Annotated in this window: 20 protein-coding genes and 1 pseudogene; 16 read left to right on the top strand and 5 right to left on the bottom strand. The window is 68.3% G+C overall.

Going from position 1 to position 23,191, the window contains the following annotated elements:
• Positions 1-561: 561 nt before the first annotated feature.
• From AC5Y4N_RS15645 to AC5Y4N_RS15670, 6 genes and pseudogenes are all read left to right on the top strand, one after another.
• Entirely contained in the window at positions 562-741 is a 180-nt protein-coding gene (locus tag AC5Y4N_RS15645; protein WP_499912432.1) for a hypothetical protein, read from the top strand.
• Between the two features lie 33 nt (positions 742-774).
• A pseudogene (locus tag AC5Y4N_RS15650) lies at positions 775-2,178 on the top strand (zinc-ribbon domain-containing protein); the annotation flags it as partial.
• Between the two features lie 117 nt (positions 2,179-2,295).
• The gene (locus AC5Y4N_RS15655) at positions 2,296-2,862 is read left to right on the top strand and encodes a zinc-ribbon domain-containing protein (RefSeq protein ID WP_499912441.1); all 567 of its coding nucleotides are present in this window, start codon (positions 2,296-2,298) and stop codon (positions 2,860-2,862) included.
• 772 nt (positions 2,863-3,634) lie between these two features.
• Complete coding sequence (locus AC5Y4N_RS15660; RefSeq protein ID WP_499912430.1) at positions 3,635-4,918, top strand: lipase family protein; 1,284 nt, start codon at positions 3,635-3,637, stop codon at positions 4,916-4,918.
• Between the two features lie 51 nt (positions 4,919-4,969).
• A complete protein-coding gene (locus tag AC5Y4N_RS15665) occupies positions 4,970-6,103 on the top strand; it encodes an acyl-CoA dehydrogenase family protein (RefSeq protein WP_499912439.1) in 1,134 nt (377 codons plus the stop codon).
• Between the two features lie 344 nt (positions 6,104-6,447).
• The gene (locus AC5Y4N_RS15670; RefSeq protein WP_499912428.1) at positions 6,448-9,150 is read left to right on the top strand and encodes a hypothetical protein; all 2,703 of its coding nucleotides are present in this window, start codon (positions 6,448-6,450) and stop codon (positions 9,148-9,150) included.
• A 4-nt stretch (positions 9,151-9,154) separates the two neighbouring features.
• Here the strand turns inward: AC5Y4N_RS15670 and AC5Y4N_RS15675 are convergent, their stop codons facing one another.
• The 5 genes from AC5Y4N_RS15675 to AC5Y4N_RS15695 are packed head-to-tail and all read right to left on the bottom strand — an operon-like array spanning position 9,155 to position 14,100.
• Positions 9,155-10,951, bottom strand: a complete 1,797-nt coding sequence (locus AC5Y4N_RS15675; protein WP_499912427.1) for a serine/threonine protein kinase PknE — start codon at positions 10,949-10,951, stop codon at positions 9,155-9,157.
• Between the two features lie 20 nt (positions 10,952-10,971).
• A complete protein-coding gene (locus AC5Y4N_RS15680) occupies positions 10,972-11,889 on the bottom strand; it encodes a DMT family transporter (protein WP_499912425.1) in 918 nt (305 codons plus the stop codon).
• A gap of 39 nt (positions 11,890-11,928) precedes the next feature.
• Positions 11,929-12,636, bottom strand: a complete 708-nt coding sequence (locus AC5Y4N_RS15685; protein ID WP_499912423.1) for a GAF and ANTAR domain-containing protein — start codon at positions 12,634-12,636, stop codon at positions 11,929-11,931.
• Positions 12,637-12,681: 45 nt separating this feature from the next.
• A complete protein-coding gene (locus tag AC5Y4N_RS15690; RefSeq protein ID WP_499912421.1) occupies positions 12,682-13,179 on the bottom strand; it encodes a DUF1990 domain-containing protein in 498 nt (165 codons plus the stop codon).
• Positions 13,180-14,100 carry a TIGR03619 family F420-dependent LLM class oxidoreductase gene (locus AC5Y4N_RS15695; protein WP_499912420.1) on the bottom strand — a complete coding sequence of 307 codons (921 nt, stop codon included), beginning with the start codon at positions 14,098-14,100 and terminating at the stop codon, positions 13,180-13,182. It lies immediately after the preceding gene.
• A 53-nt stretch (positions 14,101-14,153) separates the two neighbouring features.
• Here AC5Y4N_RS15695 and AC5Y4N_RS15700 point away from each other — a divergent pair, with 53 nt between their 5' ends.
• The 10 genes from AC5Y4N_RS15700 to AC5Y4N_RS15745 are packed head-to-tail and all read left to right on the top strand — an operon-like array spanning position 14,154 to position 23,086.
• Positions 14,154-15,020: an aldo/keto reductase gene (locus AC5Y4N_RS15700; protein WP_499912418.1), complete on the top strand. Its 867-nt coding sequence runs from the start codon at positions 14,154-14,156 to the stop codon at positions 15,018-15,020.
• 13 nt (positions 15,021-15,033) lie between these two features.
• Positions 15,034-15,609 carry a carboxymuconolactone decarboxylase family protein gene (locus tag AC5Y4N_RS15705; protein ID WP_499912416.1) on the top strand — a complete coding sequence of 192 codons (576 nt, stop codon included), beginning with the start codon at positions 15,034-15,036 and terminating at the stop codon, positions 15,607-15,609.
• A gap of 12 nt (positions 15,610-15,621) precedes the next feature.
• Positions 15,622-16,245 (top strand): PaaI family thioesterase, encoded by a 624-nt coding sequence (locus tag AC5Y4N_RS15710; protein ID WP_499912414.1) that lies wholly within the window; start codon positions 15,622-15,624, stop codon positions 16,243-16,245.
• Complete coding sequence (locus AC5Y4N_RS15715) at positions 16,242-16,646, top strand: TIGR02611 family protein (protein ID WP_499912412.1); 405 nt, start codon at positions 16,242-16,244, stop codon at positions 16,644-16,646. Before AC5Y4N_RS15710 ends, AC5Y4N_RS15715 begins: the two co-directional genes overlap by 4 nt.
• Before the next feature lie 58 nt (positions 16,647-16,704).
• Positions 16,705-18,747 (top strand): threonine--tRNA ligase, encoded by a 2,043-nt coding sequence (gene thrS / locus AC5Y4N_RS15720; RefSeq protein ID WP_499912410.1) that lies wholly within the window; start codon positions 16,705-16,707, stop codon positions 18,745-18,747.
• Complete coding sequence (locus AC5Y4N_RS15725) at positions 18,744-19,313, top strand: ATP adenylyltransferase (RefSeq protein WP_499912408.1); 570 nt, start codon at positions 18,744-18,746, stop codon at positions 19,311-19,313. The genes thrS and AC5Y4N_RS15725 overlap by 4 nt, the downstream gene beginning before the upstream one ends.
• A gap of 17 nt (positions 19,314-19,330) precedes the next feature.
• Positions 19,331-19,984, top strand: coding sequence for a phosphatidylinositol phosphate synthase (gene pgsA, locus AC5Y4N_RS15730; RefSeq protein ID WP_499912407.1), 654 nt, complete (start codon positions 19,331-19,333; stop codon positions 19,982-19,984).
• Positions 19,981-20,937, top strand: a complete 957-nt coding sequence (locus tag AC5Y4N_RS15735) for a phosphatidylinositol mannoside acyltransferase (protein WP_499940527.1) — start codon at positions 19,981-19,983, stop codon at positions 20,935-20,937. The genes pgsA and AC5Y4N_RS15735 overlap by 4 nt, the downstream gene beginning before the upstream one ends.
• Positions 20,937-22,061 (top strand): glycosyltransferase family 4 protein, encoded by a 1,125-nt coding sequence (locus tag AC5Y4N_RS15740; protein WP_499912403.1) that lies wholly within the window; start codon positions 20,937-20,939, stop codon positions 22,059-22,061. Before AC5Y4N_RS15735 ends, AC5Y4N_RS15740 begins: the two co-directional genes overlap by 1 nt.
• Complete coding sequence (locus tag AC5Y4N_RS15745; RefSeq protein ID WP_499912401.1) at positions 22,058-23,086, top strand: NUDIX hydrolase; 1,029 nt, start codon at positions 22,058-22,060, stop codon at positions 23,084-23,086. The genes AC5Y4N_RS15740 and AC5Y4N_RS15745 overlap by 4 nt, the downstream gene beginning before the upstream one ends.
• Positions 23,087-23,191: the final 105 nt, after the last annotated feature.

Below are 23,191 nucleotides of genomic sequence, written 5' to 3' on the forward strand. Positions count from 1 at the left end.
TATCTGACTAGGCTCGTAACGAACGAAGGTGCTTTTGGATTTGATGGTCACGCTTCGAAGACTGAGGCACCTTCGTTCCCAACCACATCACGAAACGCCGACTGCAAAACCCGCCAGACCCCGCTGCAATCCGAAGAGCCGTCAACGCCCTTTAAGGCTTCGATGGTGGATGCGTGCCAGATGCGTGCCAGATGTTGTGCGGCGGCCATGACAGCGACCGCTGGCCGGAGCGGACCCGCATCCGGCATGCCGTCGGGGGCGCGACTTTTGCACCATCCAGACATATGCCTGATTCGGGCATTTGCGAAGCTCGCGACATATGTACGAACTGCCTTGCAGCCGTTTGTAATTCGTTACGATCGGTTTACTTTCGATGCATGACGACCGCTATCGGCAGCGCGCCGGTCGACCCGCCGCACTCGAACTTCTCGTCCAGGCAGCGGAAGACGCGACCGGCAGCACCGCGTTTCGCGCCGTGCTCCAGACCTCGCCCGGCCAACTTGACGCCGAGAACGCGTTGTCGGGCCTTGCGTGGGTGGACGCTCGACTGGTCGCCGGCAGGTGTCGTTCGACGTCCGCGCTGCGGCTGATCCGGTCGGTTCGCTGCGCCGTCGAGCCGCCGCGGTGCGCGGCGGCCGCGGCCCTCGCTGCGCCGACCCGACCGGCGTCGCCCAAGCGGTCAACATCGTGGCCACCGTTCTGGACGTGATGAGATCGGTCCGGATGTTCTACTGGTGGTGAACAACTAGACCCCGCAGCAAAGTCAGAAAATGCATGACAACCGAGCAAACGAGCGGCGATAACTCGCTCGCCGCCCAATATCCTGAAGTCGCGAGCGAATGGGACCCAGGGCCGAACGAGCCGCTGACTGCGGCGATGATCACCCCCGGCAGCAAAAGAAAGGTTGCATGGGTCTGCGGGAAGTGTGGCAACAGGTGGCAAGCGCGCGTCAACAGTCGAACGCGCGGCGGTCATGGCTGCCCGTCTTGCGGGCGCATCGCCGCAGGAAGGGCAAAGGGCGCCCCGCGCCCAGGCGAGTCCTTAGCCGAGAAGCTTTCCGAGATAGCATGGCACCCCACATTGAACGGAGACTTGACGCCAGCCGACGTCGGCTACGCAAGCAATAAAAGGGTGTGGTGGCTGTGCCACATCTGCCAGAACGAGTGGCAGGTGCAGGTTTCGAATCGCTCTAACGGTGCATCGTGCAAGAAATGTGCGAGCAGGGCTATGGCTGTACCCAAGCCAGGCAACTCACTCGCCGATAAAAACCCCACCGTGGCCGCGGAGTGGCATCCGACACGAAATGGCAGCCTAACGCCAGCCGATGTCGCCTTTTCCCGGAAGGATAAGGCGTGGTGGCTGTGTGCGAATTGCGGGCATGAGTGGCAGGCGTCTATCGGCAATCGCGCATCAGGGGCTCAGTGTCCGCCGTGCTCGTATGCCGCTCGCGGTCGCGCGCTCCGCGGCCGCTCTCATACTTCTGGCGCTGTGAAACCACCGCCGCCAAGCAAGGCGACGACAGGCTTGCCGCGGCCCGGTGACTCATTCGCAGACCGCTTTCCCGAGGCAGCTGCCGAATGGCACCCGACACGCAACGGCGAGTTGACTCCCGACAGGGTCGGACGAGCAAGCAATCGCAGAGCCTGGTGGCTATGCCGCACATGCGGACACGAATGGGACGCAATCATCCAAAGTCGCGGCAGAGGCGGCGCCGGTTGCCCGCGATGCGGTCGGCGCCGAGCCGGGCGCGCGAATGCCACGCCCAAGCTTGGAGGCTCACTCGCCGAGAGGTTCCCCGCCCTCGCCGCAGAATGGCACCAGACACGCAACGCACCATTAACGCCTGAGCAGGTGGCAGCCAAGAGCCGTCGTAAGGCCTGGTGGAAATGCTCGACGTGCGGCAACGAGTGGGAAGCCGGAATATACAGTCGCGCAAACGGTCACGGATGCCGCGCCTGCGCCGACCGACAGCGAGCGATCTACTTCGGCGCCGCAGAACCGGGACAGTCCCTCGCCGAACGTGATCCCGGTATCGCCGCGCAGTGGCATCCCACCCGAAACGGTGCGCTCCGCCCTTCGGACGTCACGGCCAACAGCGGTCAGACAGTTTGGTGGCTCTGCGACCGACGTCACGAGTGGCAGGCCATGATCAACAACCGACGCAAAGCTCGGGGATGCCCAAAGTGCACGCTCTGGGGAACAAGCGTTGAGGAAATACGGCTTCGACATGAACTACTCGCGGCCGGGGTACCTATCGACCCTACCCAGGAAGTCATCCACGAAGCATCTGCACGGGTGCTGCAATGCGACATGGTGTGCTCAGCCTGGAGCGTCGTCATTGAGTTTGATGGCAACAGATTTCACAAGCTGGCAGATAGCGTCGTGAAGGACGAGCGCAAGACGCGAATGCTTGTCGAGCAGAACTGGACCGTGATCCGTGTGCGCGAAGACCTGCCGCCAATCGGCAAGCACGACGTCGTAGTGCCACTCTTCTCAAGTGAAGTCATGCGGGCGAAGGCAGTCCTCACGAAACTCGAGAGTCTCGGCTTCGACGCGGCCGAGTACCACAACTACCTCACGACCGACCAACCGTGGGGCAGCAGTGAGGCGTCCAGCTACATCAAGCGGCGACGGGTCGACAAGTCTCTCGCGACCGTGCACCCCGATATTGCGGCGCAATGGGATCCAGACAAGAACGGCGCGCTGACTCCTGAGGACGTGACAGCAGGTAGCGGTGAGCGGGCTTGGTGGATCTGTCCCGCCTGCGGGCACAGCTGGGCGGCCTATGTGTACAGCCGAGCGGGGGGCGGGCACGGCTGCCCAAAATGCGGTCGCCGAAAAGCGTCTAGGCGCCAAAGTTGATGGCGCGGGCTTCGTGATGCATCCGCTTGCGCCCCGGTCGCCGTCCCGGTTTTGGAGCGGTACACCGCGCGGTCGTCGACGACGAGATGCGAGCCGCGATGATGGCCGCGGAGAGTGCCCTAGACGTCCGGTCGACCCTCGGGCATCTGGTCGTCGTCACCACGAAGGTACGCGGCTAGCTGGCGCTGTGCGATGCGACGTTGGCGCCGATTGCCGAGATTGTCCATCGGCGCGACGCGTTCGTTTGCCGTTCTCACCAGCCCAGCCACGGTGGCGCGCAGTGCGGTGCGTGCTTCTCCATCCGAGCGACGAATTGCGCTGCATCGTCGGCACCCTGGATTTGGGGCCGGTCGTCGAACCGCCGAGAATGCCGCTGCTGCGACAACCAATTCCTGCCAGCACCGAACGTCGATAACGGTCAAACGAGCCAACGTTGAACGCGCGACGCACCCCCAACAGCGCCGCTGCGTACGCAAGGGCAGCGCCTATGCCACGGGGGCGCTGGTGCGCGGCGTGGGGGGTCACCCGCCCTGGTTGCTGGTGCGTCGTGGTGGTTGGCCAGCGTTTTGTCCCCGCGTATCACGTTGTTCTTGCACTGCCTGTCCGAATCCGGTGGTCTACTTGCGTTTCTTGCTTGCCGAAAGGGCTTCAGCGGTTCAAATATCGTTGGCGAGCCCAAACAGGCTATATGCGGTCACCGAAAAGCCTTCCGCTTCAACCACTTTCGCCAGTCGTAGCAAGACACCACCCTGCTTGGTGCACCATAGAACCGATGTCTGCACCACTGTGGCAACCCAGTGGCGTTCCGCGAGCGGCCCTAGCCGTGCCGCAACCCAAGGACGATCCGTTCTACTCCTACACGGGCGACAAACCGCTCGAGGAGATCGCCCCCGGCACAGTATTGAAAACCCGCAGCTTCCCGTACCACATCTTCGGCTTCCCGACGCTGCTGGAAACCACGCAGCTGCTTTACCGCTCCACCAGCCAGACCCGCACTGCCACCGTCAACGTCACATCGGTCATCCGCCCGCTGATTCAGCTCAGCGACACGCGGGTGATCTCTTACCAGTCCGCCTACGACTCCCTCAACCAGAACGACGAGCCTTCCTACGCGATCTCCGGTGGCTTCACCCTCGGCGGCCTGGTGACCAGCGTCGAGGCCACGGTGTTCGGCCCGCTCCTTGCCGAGGGCTACACCGTCGTCGTCCCCGACACCGAAGGTCAGCGCGCCGACTTCGCCGCCGGCCCCGAGTACGGCATGAACACCCTGGATTCCCTTCGCGCCGCGTTCAACTCACCGGCCGTCGGCCTGCCCGCCGACGCGCGCGTCGGGATGATCGGCTACTCCGGCGGCGCCATCGCAACCGAGTGGGCCGCCGAGCTGGCCCCGACGTACGCGCCCGACGTCAACGCCCGCCTGGTCGGCGCCGCCATCGGCGGTGTCCTCGTCCATCCGGCCCACAATCTTCACTACGTCGAAGGCACCGGCTTCTGGGCCGGCGTCATGCCGATGGCGCTTGTCGGCATCGCGCGCGCCTTCGGCATCGATTTCACGCCGTACCTCACGCCATTCGGCGTCAAGGTGTTCCACGAGATGAAGTCCGCGTCGATCGTCAACGTACTGCGCCACTACCCGGGCCTCACCTGGGCGGACCTCGTCAGCAACGACTTCCCGACCCCCGAAACCATGGCCCTTTACGTCGAGCACGCGAACAAGCTGATCATGGGCACCGGTGGCACCCCGACCATTCCACTGTTCATCGGCCAGGGCGCCAACGGTGATCTCGAGGGCACACCGGGCGACAAAACCGGCATCGGCCCTGGTGACGGCGTGATGATCGCCGGAGACGTGCGGACACTGGCGTTGCACTACTGCGCGGCGGGCACTCCAGTGCACTACGAGCAGTACGACGCGCTCAGTCACATCTGGAGCGTTCCGGTGTGGCTGCCGCGAGCGATCGGCTGGCTCAAGCAGCGCTTCGCCGGTGTGGCTGCGCCGCAGAACTGCTCGTCGATCGCGCCCGGAAACCCGCTCGACCCGATTCCGATGCCGTAGCAATTGAAGACGAAGGGGCACGACGTGCGTGTGGTTGATCTGGCCCGCGGGATGCGCGAGCTGGTGCTTTCCGAGGCCGCCGAATCCGAGCGATTGCGCACGCTGTCCCCGGCGATCGTCGACGCGATGTGGTCCAGTGGGCTGCTGACTGCCTTCAACCCCGCGCCGGCCGGCGGTGTCGAGCCTTCCTTCGCCGAGATGATCGAGACGTGGATCGAAATGGCTTGGCAGGACGGGTCTTTCGGCTGGATCGGCATAGCGAACCTGCCGTCTGCGTTCGCCGCCGCGACCTATCTCCCCGATGACGGCTTCGCGGAGGTGTTCACCGCCAACGGAAACCGCGTCGCCCTTGGCGGCCAGTTCTTTCCCAACGGACAGGGGATCGTCGTCGACGGCGGCTACCGCATCAGCGGCGCATGGAACTTCGGATCCGGCACCGGACATTCGGCATACATCGCCGCCGGTTTCATTCCGATGGATGACGGCCAGCCGCGATGGGCGAGCGAGGGTGTTCCCGAGCTTCTGGTGGCCTATGTGCCTCGCGACGAGATCACCTTCACCGACGGGTGGCACGTGCAAGGCCTCAAAGGCACCGGCTCCTACGACTACAACGCGCAGGACGTCTTCGTGCCGGAGCACAGGACGATGCCGTTGTTCACGCGGGAGCCGTGCCGAGGCTCAGCCCCGGCCAGCCGGATGGGGCTGATGTCGGTCACCGCCGCCGGTCACGCGTCGTGGGCGCTGGGCGTGGCCAAGAGCATGCTCGACGACGTCGAGGAACTCGCGGCCACCAAGGTGCGGATGAGCGACATGGCCACCTTGGCTAGTCGGCCGACGTTCCAGAAGGGGCTCGCGCACCACGTTGCGGCGTGGCGCGCCGCGCGTCTGCTGGTTTTCGACGCGTTTACTGCAGCCGAGGCGGCGGTTGCCGCCGGTAGCGAGCTGACGCCTCGGATGCGGGCCGACATGCGGGTCGCCGCCGTTTACGCGACGGACACCGCGCGGGCCTGTGTGGAATGGGCTCATCTGGCCGCAGGCACCACAGCGATCCGCGAGGGCAGCCGCCTCGAGCGCGCCTTCCGCGACATGTACACCGGCACTCAACATGCGTTCATCAGCGAAAAGGTCGCAATCGACGCCGCGCAGATCTGGCTAGGGATCACCGAAGACCAGTACGGGTTGTGACCGGAACTGTTGTCGCGCACGAAACGCGTTGTGCCTCAAGCACTTTCGACAGGTAGCACGTCGACGGAGGCGCTGACGCTGACGGTCCGACGCTCGACGGTTGCCGCGCGACCGACACGTGCGGTCACCGTTGCGCCTCTCCTTCGCATCGTTTCCATAAAACCAATTGTCGCTCCGGCTAATTGGGCGGCGCCGCGTTACGTTCGGCCGCGAGCAAAGACGGCGACAAGGGAATCTGGGGAGACATGTCACGGACCACAAATCGCATGGCGATGATCGCCTGTGCGACGACGGGAGCTTATTGGGCGATTCTGGCCCTGTGCCCTCAGTCGACGGCGAGCCCGATGACGTTTACGACTCCGGGCGTGCCGTGCGTCGCATTGCTGCAAGACCTTGCTGCCTCGCCGGCCAACCTGCCGCAGGCGGTCAAGAATGGGCCGCCGGCCATACCGGGGGTGTTCAGCCCTGCACCCGCGCCGGGAGCTGCGGGGCTACCGGCCGCGCCTGCGACCGCGCCTCTCGCGGCGAGCGCCGCGGACGTCCTGCCGCCGGCCGCGGCACCCTTGCCGCCGGTGCCGGCGGCCGCGCCGCTGTCCCCGGCTGCGGCTGCCGTGCCCCCAGCGGGCCTCGTCGAAGGCTTGCCACCGGGCCAAGCCGCGGTGGCGACGCCACCAGCCGCCGCTGGCACGCCCCCCGCCGCAGCGGCGGTGCCCGGTGCGCCGGCCGAAGCCGCCGCCGCGACACCGCCGGCCGCGGTGGTGAACAACGTCCCACCGGCGGCCGCCACCGCTCCGGCACCGCCCGCGGCGGCCAACGTCCCGGCGCCGCCGGCAGCTGCCGCGACTCCGCCGGCCGAGGCCGCAGTCAGCACCCCACCCGCGGCCGTCGTCGACAGTGCACCCCCGGCTGCCGCTGCCGTGCCGGGTGCGCCCGCCGCAGCGGCGGCCCCACCCGCCGAAGCTGCGGTCACCGCACCGCCCGCGGCAGCGCTCGAGGCCGCACCACCGGCCGCTGCGGCCGTTCCGGGAGCGCCGGCAGCAGCCGCTGCTCCCGGCGTCCCGGCCGTCGGGGCCGTCCCGCCCGCAGGTGTCGTCGGTGCCATTCCGCCGATGGAAATTCCTATCCCGGGCGCTCCTGCGGCCGCCGCCGCGCCGGTAACTCCAGCCGCTGCGGCGGTTCCGCCCGCCGAGGCCGCCGCCGCCGTACCTCCGGCAGCGGCGGCCGTGCCGGCGCCGCCGGCTGCTGCTGCCGCGCCCGTCACGCCGGCCGCTGCGGCAGTTCCGCCCGGTGAGGCCGCTGCTGCCACGCCACCCGCGGCCGCCGTCGAGAGCGCACCGCCGGCTGCTGCCGCGGTCCCGGCTCCTCCCGCCGCCGCTGCGGTTCCACCGGGTGGAGCCGTCGCGGCTACTCCGCCCGCCGCTGCAGCTGTGCCGGCACCACCGGCCGAGGCCGCTGTCCCGGCTCCACCAGCTGCGGCCGCGGTGCCCGCGCCGCCGGCCGCAGAAGCCGCGCCACTAGCACCCGCCGCGGCGGCGGCTCCGCCTGCCGAAGCCGCCGCAGCGACACCTCCTGCCGATGCCGCCGCGGTGTCACCGCAGTCTGACGTCGTTTCTGCGCCGACCGAAGGGCCATCGGCAGGTGGCCCGGGTGTCGGCGCGGCGCCGGGTGCTGCTGGTCAAGGTGCGTCAGCAGCGGGCGAGGAGGCGTCACGAGCAGCAGCTGCCGCTACTCCGCCCGCGGAGGGGGCCGCTGCGGCCCCGCCCGCGGGAATCGTCGACGCCGGTCCGCCCGCGCCGGCAGCCGCTCCGCTGACCCCTGCCGCCGCGGCCCTTCCACCGGCTCCAGTGGGGTTGCCGGCGCCGCCAGGAGCTGCGGCATTGCCCGCGCCTCCGGGCGCTGCGGCATTGCCCGCCCCGCCGGGCGCTGCTGCAGTTCCGGCGCCGCCGGTCCCGGTGGCCGCTCCGCCCGCGGCGGCAGCGGTACCTGTTCCTCCCGCCGAGGCTGCGGTTCCCGCACCTCCGGCCGCCGCGGCTGTTCCAGCGCCACCGGCGACCGCTGCCGTCCCGGGCGCACCGGCCGCGGCCGCGACACCCCCTGTCCCGGCGGCCGCCGCCACTCCGCCGGCAGCCGTCGTCGCACCCGCTCCTCCTGCGGCCGCCGCCGCACCGGGCCTGCCCGCGTCGGTGACCACCCCGCCGATCCCGATCGTGGCCGGCGCTCCGCCTGTCCCGATCGTCGCCGGGACGCCGCCTGTGGCGGCCGCCGCACCAGGGGCTCCCGCGGCCGTCGCCGCCCCGATGGTCCCGGCCGCGGCGGCGGTGCCGCCAGCCAGCGCGGTCGCCGCCACGCCGCCTGGCGCAGCGGCTGTCCCGCCCGTGCCCGCGGCTGCCGGCACTCCGCCGGTTCCCGCCGCCGCAGCGGTCCCGCCCGCGCCGGCTGCGGTGAACGTTCCGCCAGCGGTCGCAGGAATTCCGGCGGCACCGATCCCGAGCGTCATGGACGCGCTTCCACCGCAGGTCAACGCGGTGCCGGTGGCGCCGCCGGCCAGCGTGGCGGAGACCCTTCTCCAGACGCTGCACGACTCGGGGCCTCAACTCGCCAGCATCCCGGGGACCGCCGTCAGCTCCGTCGCGACCGCCGCGCAGGAGCTCGGGCCCGGCGCCCCCGCGGCTGCGATCACCCCGGAAGCTGGTGTGGTGGAGGCGGCTCCGCCCGCGGCGGCCGCTGCCCCGTTGTTCCCGGCCGCTGCTCCGTTGTTCCCGGGCGCGGCGGCGGCGCCGCCGGCCAACGGCGTGGCAGGGCTGCTGCTGCCCACGGCAGCCACCACACCCTCCGCCATCCCGGGCACGACCGGTGCCATGCCGTCGCCACAGCTGAACTGGTCGACGTTGTCGAACCTGCCGACGTTCCCGCAGCTGTTGCCTCAGCAGTTGGCGATGCCGCACGACCTCGTCTGTGAAGGCACCGCCTGGCCGGCAACCGTCAACTCGGCGCTGCCCATCGGGGCGGGCCTGCCGCTGCTCACACCCGGACGCCCGGCGCACTGAGCGGCTAACCCAGACTGTCCAGCCACGACGAATCGGAGGTGTCCAGGCGGGTCGTACCGTCGAAGACCTGCGGCGTACCCGGCTCTGACATCAGCCTCTGAAGCGTGTCGTAAGCGTTGTCGGCCTTGGCTTTTGCCGCACCGAGGTTCTGGCCGGAGGTAATGCAATCGCTGACATCTCCGGACGCGCCCAGCGATTGGGCCAGCTGCGCGAGCTTCGAGTCGGACGGATCGGTGGATCCGTTCTCCTTCGGCTGGAAGTCGCTGGCGAACAACCGGGCGTAGAAGTCGGTGTAGAGCTTCGGGTCGTTCGCCGATGCGACGCACAGCGACGCTGCCAACGCCCGGGTGGAGTAGTCACGACTCGGCGACGCGTCGTCGAGAAAGTTCAGCAGGTGATAGTGCACGGTGACCTTCTTCTCGTCGATCGCGGTCCGCAGGTCGTCCGCATATGACCTGACGAACTCGCCGCACGCGGGACAGATCGGTTCGTTGAAGACGTCGAGCGTCTTCGGCGTGTTAGGCGCGCCGACGGACACACTGTCGTCGAGCACTTGCAGGTCGACGGCATTGGCGGGCAGGTTGGGCGATCGCGTCAGCCACAGCACCAGGCCCGCGACCAGTATCACGACACCGATCACTGCCGCCGCGGCCGCCAGCACCCACTTGGTGTGGCTGCGCCTCGGTGGCGGGGCCGGCGGCTGCCCCCAAAACTGTTGCGGCACAGCCGGTTGCGGCCCGGCCCACATCGTAGGCGGTTGGGCCGGCCACGGCGGCGCGCCCGGATACGGCGGTGGCGGCGCGGCGAAGTTCCGGGGAGGCGTGGCGAAGTGCGGTGGCGGGGTGGCGACCTGTGGGGGAGGCGTGGACGCGCTTGACGGAGGTGTCAGCCTGTCGGTGCCTTGCGGAATCTGCGGCAGCGTCGTCACCTGGCTGCGCTGCAAGATGTCGGACGCGCGGTCTTGATCGGGTGCACTCAAAGCGTGATGCGCGGCCAACGCAAGGTCGCTCGCTGTGGAGTAGCGATCGGCAGGATTTTTTGCCATGCCGCGAGCGATCACGTCGTCCAGGCCCGACGGAATCCCGGGCCGTACCGCGCTGGGCCGGGGAATGGGCGCGGTGAGATGTGCGGACATCAGCGCAGGACCCGTGCCGGGATACGGCGGCGACCCGACCAGCGACTCGTACAGCAGGCAAGCCAGGGCGTAGATGTCGGCGCCCGGCGTCACGTCGGCCGCCGTGAACCGTTCGGGTGCCATGTACAGCCACGTTCCGATCGTGGCGCCCAGCTGGGTGAGCTTCTCGTCCGTGGTGGCACTGGCAATGCCGAAGTCGACCAGGTACGCGAAGTCGTCGCCGGTCAACAGGATGTTGGCGGGCTTGACGTCACGATGCATCACCCCGGCGGAGTGTGCTGCGTCCAGCGCTGAGGCGATCTGGCGGATGATCGCCACCGCACGCGGCGGCGCCAGCGGGCCGAACCGGCTCAGCAGCGAGCCCAGATCGGTGCCTTCGATCAGACGCATGTCCACGAACAGCTGCCCGTCGATTTCGCCGAAGTCGTGGATCGGCACCACATGCGGCTCCTGCAGCCGGCCCGCGATGCGGGCTTCGCGCTGCATCCGCTTGCGGAACACCGGATCAGCGGAAAAGGCCCTCGACATCAGCTTCAACGCCACCCGGCGTTCGCGAACGGTGTCCTCGGCCTCGTACACCTCACCCATGCCGCCGCGGCCCAACAGCCTGATCAGCCGGTACGGGCCGAATTGCGTGCCTGCGCGCGACTCCTCGGTGCCGCTCACCTGCAAATCATGGCAGATCGTTACCGCGACGCGGGGCGCGACGACGAGCCCACCCGATGCGTCAGCTCGGCCTCCAGCTGCTCTTCATAAGCGCCTTCGTCGCGGCCCAGCGCGATCGTCGCCGCCGCCATCGCGCCGACGGCGATCGGCAGCGCCACGGTTTCATACCCCGAGACGCTCAGGTGCTCGTTGAGCACCAGCGCGCCCAGCAGCACGGCGACCACCGGCTCCAGCACCAGCATCGTCGGCACCGACAGCTGCAGCGCGCCGGCGTGAAACGCCGACTGCTGCAGCAGCATGGCCGTAACACCAAGGGTCACAAGCAAATACAACGACGGCAACCTCAGCAGGGCCTGTGGGCCGTCTTCGGCCAGCTCGAACATCACCAGCTTGGTCAGCACCGCGATCACGCCGAACAGCGCACCTACCGCGACCCCTAGCAGCACGGCGCGTCGTCGCCCGGCCGAGCGCGCTCCCACCACCACACACAGCACGACGATCGGTGCGATCACCGCGGTGGCCACCGACCACGCCAATTCCTGGCCGCGGTAAAGACCCGGTCGCGGACGGGCCATCACCACGAACAGCGCCAGCGCCACCGTCAGTACCACGGCCCACGCCCATTCGGTCGGTGTGACGCGGCGGCCGGCCAGCCGAGCCGATAGCGGCAGCGCAAACAACAGCGACGACACCAGCAGCGGCTGAACCACTAGAAGCGAACCGTGAGCCAGTGCCGCCGCCTGGCACAGATAGCCGGCCACCGCCACCGCGGTGCCGATCCACCACAACCGCTTGCGCAGCAGCGTTTTGACCATGGTGGTGCTGATGCCCTGGTCGTCAGGCACCTCCAACGTGGCGCGCTGCCGGACCACGATTCCGATCGCCATGCAGATAGCGGCCAGGAGCGCGAACAGCACCACCAGCCCCTGAGCCATCAAAGCCTTTCCCCCGTGTGAAACCGCCCGAGGGTATCCACGCTAACTTGCCGTCGGGCGTGACTTCTCGACGAGTTCGACGGCGATGCGGGCCAACGGCACATTGGAGTCCTGCGACAGCTTGCGCAACATCTCGAACGCCTGGACCGGTCCGATCCCGTAGCGCTCCATGATCATGCCCTTGGCCTGCCCGATGACGTCCCGGCTGGCCAAGGCTTGGCGGAATTGCTCGTCGCGGCGGGCCGAATTCCACGCCACGGCCGAGTGCGTGGCGAAGATCAGGCCCACCTCTTCACTTTCGTCTTTGAACGCGTGAGGTTCCTCCGCGTAGACGTTCAGGGCGCCCATCGACTGGTCGGCGATGAACAGCTGAAACGCCATGATCGACCGGATCGGAGTCTCGGCCAGCGCGTCCCTGCGGTAGCGCGGCCAGCGGAAGTCCTCCTGCAGATCGGCGATGTGGAACGTCTGCTTCTCCCAGGCCGAGGCCAGACACGGCCCCTCCTGGTGACGCTGCTGGATCTGGTCGAGCACAACGGCATAGCGGTGGGTGGCCGCCGGGGTGTCCACCCGCTTGCGGTTGGTGGTGACGGTGACGCCGGCGTACTTTGCGCCGGGAATCTCTGCCGCCGCGTGCTCGGCCAGCTCGGCGATCACGGTGTCGGAGTCGGCTTCGGGCCGGTCGTGGAGCGCACGGACGATTTCCGCGATGCGGCGGTACGCGCTGTGGGCCTCGAGCGGCTCGCTCACGGCGTCAACCGTACGCGGCGGGATGCAACACCGGAGGCCATTGCGTCACACTGCCGCCAGGTAGCGCTTGGTGACGATGCGCTGCACAAGTGACGTGACCGGTCCGGCTGCCTTGCTCCACCACGTCGCGTGCCGGGAGAACGCCACCACCTCGGCGTACACGGCACCGTCGGTCGGATCGAATCGCACCGCGAACAGCTCCTCGCCTGACTCGGGGTGCCCGGCCAGCGTCCCGTACGCGAACCCGCGGCGGTTCTCGTCGTCAAGCACGTACACCACCCGGCACGGTGCTCGCACGGGTCCGAGCCGGACCACCACCACCGAACCGACGTCAGCGATCTCGGTGCTGGGCGTCACGCGCGCCCCGGCGCCGCGCAGCATCCCCCACCGCATCACCTTGGCCGCCGCCTCCTCGAACCGCTGCCGGCCGGTGCCGATCCGCGCGGACTCGCTGACGTGCCGATAGCCCTCGGGCAGTCGGCCGCGGGTGGCGCCTACATCGGGGTAGGTGAAGGGCAGCGCGCGCAGCCGGGCCAGGTCCATTCACGGAACTTTAGGCTTGATCTCCTCGATCACCCATTGCGCGTAGTCGAGGTAGGCGTCGACGTCGCGCACTGGTGGGATAGGCACGCTCGTCATCGTGACGCCCAGACTCGCGAACCAGCCGAGCCGGTCGATGATCTCCGGTGCGGTCATGCCGGGTTGCTGGGTCGGGTCGTCGACGACGACGTGGCCCTCGCCGACCAGAGACGTCCCCAGCCCGTACACCACCTCGAACGGTCCGCCGGAAAAGGTCGGCTGCGACTTGAGGTAGTGCAGCTTCGCGGGGATCTGCGCCGGTGGGGTCAGAAAGGGAAACCAGCCGGTGGCGAAACGGGCTGCCCGGCGCAGTGCGGCCGGTGCGTCACCGCCGATCCAGACCGGAATATGCGGCTGCTGCAACGGCTTTGGTGCGAACGCGACCTCTTTGAATGAGACGTACTCGCCCTCGAAGCTCGGCGAATCGCTGGTCCACAACTCGATGATCGCGGCGAGGTACTCGTCTGCCATGCGTCCGCGTTCGTGGAACGTCACCCCGAGCATCCGGAACTCCTCGGCGTCCCAGCCCACACCGAACGCGACGCTGATCCGGCCGCCGCTGAGCCAGTCGGCAGTCGCCAGCGCTTTGGCCATGACGATCGGATGTTGCAGTGGCAGCAGCGTGACGGCCGAACCGATCTGGATGCGGCGCGTGACACCGGCGAAGAATGCCTGAGCGACCGTCGAGTGGAAGTAGTGCGGCCCCGACAGTTCGACGTGGGCCTGCGGTACCACGAAATGCTCTGGGACCACGATCATCTCGTAGCCGAGTTCTTCGGCTCGCCGGGCCACGGCGGCCTGATCCGCGCCCGTGACGCTGTACTCCCACGGCTGTGTCAGCGCTTTGAGCTCGATCGTGTGGGGCAGCGGCAGCGCGAATTTCATGGTTACCATCATCGGTTTCGCTGGCGTTTCGCGAGGGGCGTACGGTCGAGAAAGTGACCACAGACACTGTCGCTCAAGCATCTGGAACGTTCACTCTCGGCGGCGACCTGACCGTCAACCGCCTCGGCTTCGGCGCCATGCGCCTGACGGGCAAAGGCGTATGGGGGCCGCCCGATGACCGCGACGAATGCATCAGGGTGCTGCGCCGGGCGGTCGACCTGGGCGTCAACTTCATCGACACGGCCGACTCGTACGGTCCGCACGTCTCCGAGGAGCTGATCCGCGAGGCCTTGCACCCGTATCCCGACGGTCTGGTCATCGCCACCAAAGCGGGTCTGGTACGCCCCGGGCCTGACGACTGGCGTCCGCTCGGCTTCCCCGCATATCTGCGCCAGGAGTGCGAGACGAGTCTGCGCCGGCTGGGCGTGGAGACCATCGACCTGTTCCAGCTGCATCGCATCGACCCGAAGTTCCCGCTCGAAGAGCAACTCGGCGAACTGGCCGCCCTGCAGCAGGAAGGGAAAGTCCGCCACATCGGCCTTTCCGAGGTCGATGTCGAGCAGCTCAACGCGGCGCGGCGAGTGGCGACGGTGGTGTCGGTGCAGAACATGTACAACCTGACCGCCCGTACCGCCGAACCCGTGCTGGAGGTCTGCGAGGCCGAGGGCATGGGCTTCATCCCGTGGTTTCCGCTGGCCGCTGGTCCGCTGGCCGCCACCGACGGGCCGCTGCAGCGCATCGCCGCCGACCATCACGCCACCCCCTCACAGCTGGCGCTGGCATGGCTTTTGAAACGATCGCCGGTGATGCTGCCCATCCCCGGCACGTCGAAGGTCGCGCATCTCGAGGAGAACGTCGCCGCCGCCCGAATCACGTTGAGCGACGAGGAATTCGACGCGCTCAGCAGCATCGCTGACTGACGGGTGTGACGCGGTGACCGAATCGCGAGTACCACGCCTGTCGGTCGAGGAGGCCAAGGCCGCCGCCGATGAGGCCGGCGTGCCGGACTACATGGCCGAGCTGTCGATCTTCCAGGTGCTGCTGAACCATCCCCGGCTGGCCCGCACCCTCAACGACCTGCTGGCCACCATGCTCTGGCACGGCTGCCTCGACACGCGGCTGCGCGAACTGGCGATCATGCGTATCGGCTGGCTCACCGCGTCCGACTACGAGTGGACGCAGCACTGGCGCGTCGCCTCGCGGCTCGGCGTCTCGGCCGACGACCTCGTCGGTGTACGAAACTGGGCGTCGCACAAGGGGTTTGGGCCTGTGGAGCGGGCGGTGCTCGCAGCCGTCGACGACGTGGTACGCGACGGTGCGGTCAGCGCGGACAGCTGGTCGGGCTGCGAACGCGAGCTCGGCGGTGATCCCGCGGTGCTCGTCGAACTGGTCACGGCCATCGCGGCATGGCGCATGGTCGCCTCGATCCTGCAGAGCCTCGCTGTTCCGCTGGAAGACGACGTGGGCAGCTGGCCCCCGGACGGACAGGGCCCTGCAACGCTCGGATAGTAGCGTGACCGCGTGGCCACTGGAGTCGACGAGCACCCCGGCGGCGGGTTCAACCCGCCGGTTCCCACCACCAAAGGCGGCCCGGACTACGGCCGGTTCATCGACGCCGTCCGCGATCTCCAGGACCACGCGAAGGCGGCCGACGCGCCCGACGACGTCATCACCCGCGCGGCCGAACTGATCGAAAACGTCAACGCACTGCTGGCCCCGTACTGGGCCGACGAATGGTCGTCGCCGTCGGGCCGTCGGCTCGACCTGCCGAGCCGCGGCAACGTCCTGCAGATACCGGCAGAACTCGAGAAGACCGACGACGGACGCGTGCGCGGCACCGCACGGTTCCGCCGGTTCCATCTGGGCCGCAACGGCGCCGCCCACGGCGGGGCGATCGCGATGCTGTTCGACTCGCTGCTGGGCTACACCGCCGCCAAGCTCACCCGCAGCCCGTACCAGCGCACCGCGTTCTTGCACGTCAACTACCGCCGAATCGTCCCCGTGGAGAAGCAACTGCACGTCGACGCCGGAATCGAACGGGTCGACGGACGGAAGATTTTCGTCGAAGGGCAGCTGACCGACGGTGACACGGTGCTCGCCGACGGCGAGGCGCTGTTCGTTCGGCTGCGACCGGGGCAGCCATGAAGCACAAGCTCGCGCGCGGCCGCGAGAGACTGCGGCAACGCCCGGCCGCGGACTTCCTCTACCGGAGCGGCGTCGCCGTCGTCGGCGTGGCAGTGCTCGCGGTCGGGGTGCTTGCGATTCCCTATCCCGGCCCGGGCTGGGCGATCGTGTTCCTGGGTCTCGGTGTGTTGGCCACCGAATTCGTGTGGGCGCGGCGGGTCCTGACGTTCGCGCGGGACCGCTACAACACCGTGATGGAGTGGTTCCGCCGGCAAGGACTGTGGGTGCGGGCCGTCGGCGTGGCCGTCACCACCGCGGTGGTGCTGGCGACGCTGTGGCTTGTCGGCGCAATCGGCTGGGCGGCGGCGCTGCTGGGCATCGAATCGGAGCTGTTGCGCAGCCCGATCGGCGTGGGGGCGTAACTGCGCCCACGGATAGCATGGTGCGCGATCGAACACTGTCGAGACTGGAGATTTCGCGATGACTGCCGCCGCACGTGTCAACCCTGCAGCCCCGGTTCGGGTGCCTGCCGGGACCAGCGCGGGGGCGGCGGTGCGCGACGCGGGGCTGCCCGGCCGGGGCGAGCCGAACGCGATCGTGGTGGTGCGCGACGCCGAGGGCCGGTTACGCGATCTGAGCTGGACACCCGACACCGACGTCGAGGTGGTGCCCGTCGCCGCCGACACCGAAGAGGGTCGCAGCGTCATCCGCCACTCCGCGGCGCACGTGCTGGCCCAAGCGGTGCAGGACATGTTCCCTGATGCCAAGCTCGGAATCGGGCCGCCGATCGCAGACGGCTTCTACTACGACTTCGACGTCGCCGAGCCGTTCACCCCCGAGGATCTGGAAGCGCTGGAAAAGCGCATGCGCCAGATCGTCAAAGAGGGGCAGCTGTTTTCCCGCCGCGTGTACGAGTCGAAAGAGCAGGCGCGCCAAGAACTCGCCGACGAGCCGTACAAGCTCGAGCTCGTAGACGACAAGTCCGGCGACCCCGAGGTGATGGAAGTCGGAGGCGACGAATTGACCGCCTACGACAACCTCAATCCCCGTACGCGCGAAGCGGTTTGGAGCGATCTCTGCCGCGGCCCGCACATCCCGACCACGCGCTACATCCCGGCGTTCAAGCTCACCCGCAGCTCCGCGGCCTACTGGCGCGGCGACCAGAACAACGCCAGCCTGCAACGCATCTACGGCACGGCGTGGGAATCGCAGGAAGCGCTCGAGCGGCACCTGCAGCTGATCGAAGAGGCACAGCGGCGTGACCACCGCAAGCTCGGCACCGAGTTGGACCTGTTCAGTTTTCCCGACGAAATCGGTTCGGGCTTGGTAGTTTTCCACCCCAAGGGCGGCATCGTGCGCCGCGAACTCGAGGAGTATTCGCGGCGCAAACACATCGAGGCGGGCTACGACTTCGTCAACACCCCGCACATCACCAAAGCGCAGCTGTTTCATACGTCCGGCCACCTCGACTGGTACGCCGACGGCATGTTCCCTCCGATGCACCTCGACGCCGAACTCAACGACGACGGCACTGTGCGCAAACCGGGCCAGGACTACTACCTCAAGCCCATGAACTGCCCCATGCACTGCCTGATTTATCGCGCGCGCGGACGCTCATATCGGGAACTTCCGTTGCGGCTCTTCGAGTTCGGCACCGTCTACCGCTACGAAAAATCCGGCGTGGTGCACGGCCTGACCCGGGCGCGCGGGTTCACGATGGACGACGCGCACATCTTCACCACGCGTGAGCAGATGCGCGACGAGCTGGCCTCACTGCTGCGGTTCGTGCTGGAACTGCTCGGCGACTACGGGCTCACCGACTTCTACCTGGAGCTCTCCACCAAGGATCCGGACAAGTTCGTCGGCTCCGACGAGGCATGGGAGGAAGCGACGTCGACGCTGGCCGACGTCGCGACGGCGTCCGGCCTGGAGCTTGTGCCCGACCCGGGCGGCGCGGCGTTCTACGGGCCCAAGATCTCGGTGCAGGCCCGCGACGCATTGGGCCGGTCCTGGCAGATGTCGACGATCCAGCTGGACTTCAACTTTCCCGAGCGCTTCGAGCTGGAATACACCGCCGCCGACGGCACGCGCCAGCGGCCGGTGATGATCCACCGTGCGCTGTTCGGCTCAATCGAGCGGTTCTTCGCCATCCTCACCGAGCATTACGCCGGGGCGTACCCCGCGTGGCTGTCACCGGTGCAAGTGGTCGGTATCCCGATTGCCGACGAACATGCGAAATACCTGCAAGATGTTGTGGCGCAGCTGAAATCGCGCGGCATTCGGGCCGAGGTGGATACCAGCGACGACCGGATGGCCAAGAAGATCGTGCACCACACCAACCAGAAGGTGCCGTTCATGTTGCTGGCCGGCGATCGCGACGTGGAGGCCGGCGCAGTGAGTTTCCGGTTCGGCGATCGCAGCCAGCTCAACGGCGTGCCGGCAGCCGAAGCGGTCGACGCGATCGTCGACTGGGTGAAGCGGCGCGAAAATGCCTCTCCCACAGCAGATCTGGTGAAGCCGTGAGCGAAGCGGCCGAAGGCGACAAGACTATCGTCGACCGCGGTGCCGGAGAGCCGGACCACCTGCAGCGGCTGTGGACCCCGTACCGGATGAACTACATTGCCGAGGCGCCGGTCAAGCGGGACAACGCGGCCGAGCGACCGTTCACCGACATCCCGACGCTGTCCGACGAAGAGGGCCTGGTGGTGGCCCGCGGCGAGCATGTGTACGCGGTGCTCAACCTCTACCCGTACAACCCGGGCCATCTGATGGTGGTGCCATACCGGATGGTCTCCGAGCTCGAAGACCTCACGGAGGCCGAGAGCGCGGAGCTGATGGCGTTCACGCAGAAGGCTATTCGGGTGATCAAGGCGGTGTCTCGGCCAATGGGTTTCAACGTCGGGCTGAACCTGGGCAAGGTGTCGGGCGGCTCGCTGGCCGAGCATCTGCACATGCATGTGGTACCGCGCTGGGTGGGTGACGCGAACTTCATCACGATCATCGGCGGCACCAAGACCATTCCGCAGCTGCTGCGCGACACCCGCAAGCTGCTGGCCACCGAATGGGCGAAACAGTCCGAGAAGGCGTAGCGACGGGGGGTGGACCGGTGAGCAATTTCTACCTGATGACACGCGCGGCGTACGTCAAGCTCTCGACGCCGGTGGCCAAGGCCGCGCTGCGGATTGGGCTGACCCCCGACAGTGTGACGATCATCGGCACCGCCGCCTCGGTGATCGGCGCATTGACCCTCTTCCCGATCGGCGAGCTGTGGTGGGGGGCCGTCGCCGTCTGGCTGTTCGTGCTCGCTGACATGCTCGACGGCGCAATGGCGCGGGTACGTGGCGGCGGAACCCGATTCGGGGCGGTGCTCGACGCGACCTGCGACCGGATCGCCGACGGCGCGGTGTTCTGCGGCCTGCTCTGGTGGGCGGCGTTCGGCCTGGAGAGCCCGTCGCTGGCAGTCGCCACGCTGATCTGCCTGGTCACCTCGCAGGTGATCTCCTACATCAAGGCCCGCGCCGAAGCCACCGGACTGCGCGGCGACGGCGGGCTCATCGAACGGCCGGAGCGGCTGATCATCGTGCTGACGGGTGCCGGGCTGTCGGACTTGCCGTTCTTCCCGCTGCCGTGGGCGCTGCCGATCGCGATGTGGGTGCTGGCGGCGGCGAGCCTGATCACCGTGGCTCAGCGGCTGCACACCGTGCGGTCGTCTGCGGGGGCGACCGACACCATCGAGAACCGGGAGAAAAGCGAGCCGTGATTCCGACGCCGGCCAGACCTCGGCTCATCCCCAACCGGCGCTTCAAGCTGAGCCAGCAGGTCACCGACTGGGGCTTCGCCGCCGGCTGGCGGGTGGTCCGCGCGATGCCGGATGCCTTGGCCCGCAGCACATTTGACGCGGGGGCGTTCTACGCCTCCCTGGGCGGCGGTCCCGATCAGCTGCGCAAGAACCTGGCCAGGGTGATCGGTGTGCCGCCGCCCGAGGTGCCTGACGCGCTGATGCGTGCCTCGCTCGCGTCGTATGCACGTTACTGGCGTGAGGTGTTCCGGCTGCCGTCGATGGACCACGCCAAAATCGGCCGGGAATTGTCCGTGCCGGGGATCGAGAACCTGTTCTCGGCGCTGGACGCCGGTCGCGGCGCGGTGGCGGCGCTGCCACACAGCGGCAATTGGGACATGGCCGGCGTGTGGCTGGTGCAGAACCGCGGGACCTTCACCACGGTCGCCGAACGCCTGCAACCCGAATCGCTGTATCGCCGGTTCATCGCCTACCGGGAAACCCTGGGCTTCGAAGTCCTTCCGCTGTCGGGTGGTCAGCGGCCGCCCTACGAAGTGCTGGTCGACCGACTGCGCGCCAACGGCGTGGTATGCCTGATGGCCGACCGGGACCTCACCCGCAGCGGCGTGCCGGTGGAGTTCTTCGGTGAGCCCACTCGCATGCCCGCCGGGCCCGCGCGGCTGGCCATCGAAACGGGCGCGGCACTGTTTCCCGCGCACTGCTGGTTCGAGGGCGACGGCTGGGGAATCCGCGTGAACCCGGAACTCGACGTGAGCTCTGGTGACGTCCGCGCAATCACGCAGGCGCTGGCCGACCAGTTCGCCGTCGCCATCGCTGCGCACCCCGAGGACTGGCACATGCTGCAGCCGCTGTGGCTCGCGGATCTGTCCGACGAGCGACGGGCGCGGCTTGCTGCCCCGGGAGACACTTCCTGATGCGCATCGGGATGGTGTGCCCGTACTCGTTCGACGTTCCGGGCGGCGTGCAGTCGCACGTCCTGCAGCTGGCCGAGGTGATGCGCGCGCGCGGCCACGAGGTGAGCGTGCTGGCGCCGTCGTCGTCACACGTCAAGTTGCCCGACTACGTCGTCTCCGGTGGCCGCGCCGTGCCGATCCCGTACAACGGCTCCGTCGCGCGGCTACGGTTCGGCCCGGCCACCCACCGCAAGGTCAAGCGCTGGCTGGCCGAGGGCAACTTCGACGTGCTTCATCTGCACGAGCCCAACGCGCCCAGCCTGTCGATGCTCGCGCTGCAGGCCGCCGAAGGCCCGATCGTCGCCACCTTCCACACGTCCACCACCAAGTCGCTGACGTTGTCGGTGTTCCAAGGGATTCTGCGGCCGTATCACGAGAAGATCGTGGGCCGCATCGCGGTGTCGGACCTGGCGCGGCGGTGGCAGATGGAGGCGCTGGGCTCCGATGCGGTGGAGATCCCCAATGGCGTCGACGTCGCGTCGTTCGCGAGTGCCCCTCTGCTAAAAGGCTATCCACGCCCGGGCAAGACTGTGCTGTTCCTCGGCCGGTTCGACGAGCGCCGCAAAGGCATGGACGTGCTGCTGCGTGCACTGCCAGCGGTGGTGGACAAGTTCCCGGACGTACAGGTGTTGGTCGTCGGCCGCGGCGACGCCGACGAACTCTGCGAGGAGGCCGGTCCGCTGGCCGGCCATCTGCGGTTCCTCGGCCAGGTCGACGATGCGGAGAAGGCCTCCGCGCTGCGCAGCGCCGACGTGTACTGCGCCCCCAACACGGGCGGTGAGAGCTTCGGGATCGTGCTGGTCGAGGCGATGGCCGCGGGCACCGCGGTGGTGGCCAGCGACCTCGACGCGTTCCGCCGGGTGCTGCGCGACGGCGAGGCGGGCCGGCTGGTGGCGGTGGATGACGCCGACGCGCTGGCCGCCGGCTTGATCGAGGTGCTCAGCGACGACGCGCTGCGGGAGCGCTACGTCGCGGCTGGCCGGGTCGCGGTGCGCCGCTACGACTGGTCTGTGGTGGCCCAACAGATCATGCGCGTGTACGAGACCGTCGCCGCGACGGGCGCCAAAGTCGAGGTGGCCAGTTGACCGTCTGGCTCGTCGCGGCCGCGGCGCTCTTGCTGGTGGTGGTCGTCGTCGTCGCGGTGTGGGCGTACCAGACCGCCAACCGGCTGGACCGCCTGCACGTGCGCTACGACCTGTCCTGGCAGGCGCTGGACGCCGCACTGGCGCGCCGTGCGGTGGTCGCGCGGGCGGTGGCCGCGGACGCATACGGCAACAGCGAGCGGGGGCGGCGGCTGACCGCACTGGCCGACGCCGCCGAACGCGCGCCACGGGCCGCGCGCGAGACCGCCGAGAACGAGCTGTCCGCCGAGCTCGCGATGGTCGACACCGCGGTCCTGCGGCCGGCCTTGATCGCGGAGCTCGCCGACGCTGAGGCTCGCGTGCTGCTGGCCCGCCGATTCCACAACGACGCAGTCCGCGACACCTTGGCGCTACGCGAGCGGCGTGCGGTGCGGTGGCTGCGGCTTGGCGGAAGGGCGCCGCTGCCAACGTATTTCGAGATCGCGGAGCGCGCGCAGGTTGCCGACGGCGACGACGGTGCGGTGACCGTGCGCACGTCCGCGCGAGTGGTGCTGCTCGACGAGGACGGGCGCGTGCTGCTGTTCTGCGGGTCGGATCCGGCGCGCGGCGACGGCGACGCACCCACCTGGTGGTTCACGGTCGGAGGTCAGATTCGCCCCGGAGAGGACTTGCGCGCTGCGGCGGCACGCGAGGTGTTCGAGGAGACCGGGCTGCGGGCCGACCCCGCGGACATGATCGGCCCGGTGTGGCGGCGCGACGCGATCCTGGATTTCAACAATGCCGTCGTGCGCAGCCACGAGTTGTTCTTTGTGTACCGCACCAAGCGGTTCGACCTGTCGACCACCGGCCGCACTGCGCTCGAGCGCCGCTACATCCACGGGTATCGGTGGTGTGACGCTTCTGACATCGCCGCTTTGGTGGCCGCGGGACAGGCGGTCTACCCGGAGCAGCTCGCCGAACTGCTGGCCGAGGCCAACGCCGTCGCCGACACAGGTACGCAAGCGCGGGAGCCGCAGCCGATCCGCTGAGTCTTTCCGCGAGCAGGCGCTCAATCGCATCCCGTGGCCCTTGATGATGCGATTGCGTGTCTGCTCGGCGAGAAAAGCGCTGGTGCCCACCCACTAGACTGATGC

It is taken from the genome of Mycobacterium sp. NGS19, assembly GCF_059813155.1.

Excerpts from the sequence above, each read along its gene's own strand:
- AC5Y4N_RS15695 (WP_499912420.1), bottom strand. The coding sequence starts at position 14,100 with ATGAAATTCGCGCTGCCGCTGCCCCACACGATCGAGCTCAAAGCGCTG.
- AC5Y4N_RS15715 (WP_499912412.1), top strand. The coding sequence starts at position 16,242 with ATGAAGCACAAGCTCGCGCGCGGCCGCGAGAGACTGCGGCAACGCCCG.
- AC5Y4N_RS15690 (WP_499912421.1), bottom strand. The coding sequence starts at position 13,179 with ATGGACCTGGCCCGGCTGCGCGCGCTGCCCTTCACCTACCCCGATGTA.
- thrS (WP_499912410.1), top strand. The coding sequence starts at position 16,705 with ATGACTGCCGCCGCACGTGTCAACCCTGCAGCCCCGGTTCGGGTGCCT.
- AC5Y4N_RS15670 (WP_499912428.1), top strand. The coding sequence starts at position 6,448 with ATGACGTTTACGACTCCGGGCGTGCCGTGCGTCGCATTGCTGCAAGAC.
- AC5Y4N_RS15660 (WP_499912430.1), top strand. The coding sequence starts at position 3,635 with ATGTCTGCACCACTGTGGCAACCCAGTGGCGTTCCGCGAGCGGCCCTA.
- AC5Y4N_RS15740 (WP_499912403.1), top strand. The coding sequence starts at position 20,937 with ATGCGCATCGGGATGGTGTGCCCGTACTCGTTCGACGTTCCGGGCGGC.
- AC5Y4N_RS15665 (WP_499912439.1), top strand. The coding sequence starts at position 4,970 with ATGCGCGAGCTGGTGCTTTCCGAGGCCGCCGAATCCGAGCGATTGCGC.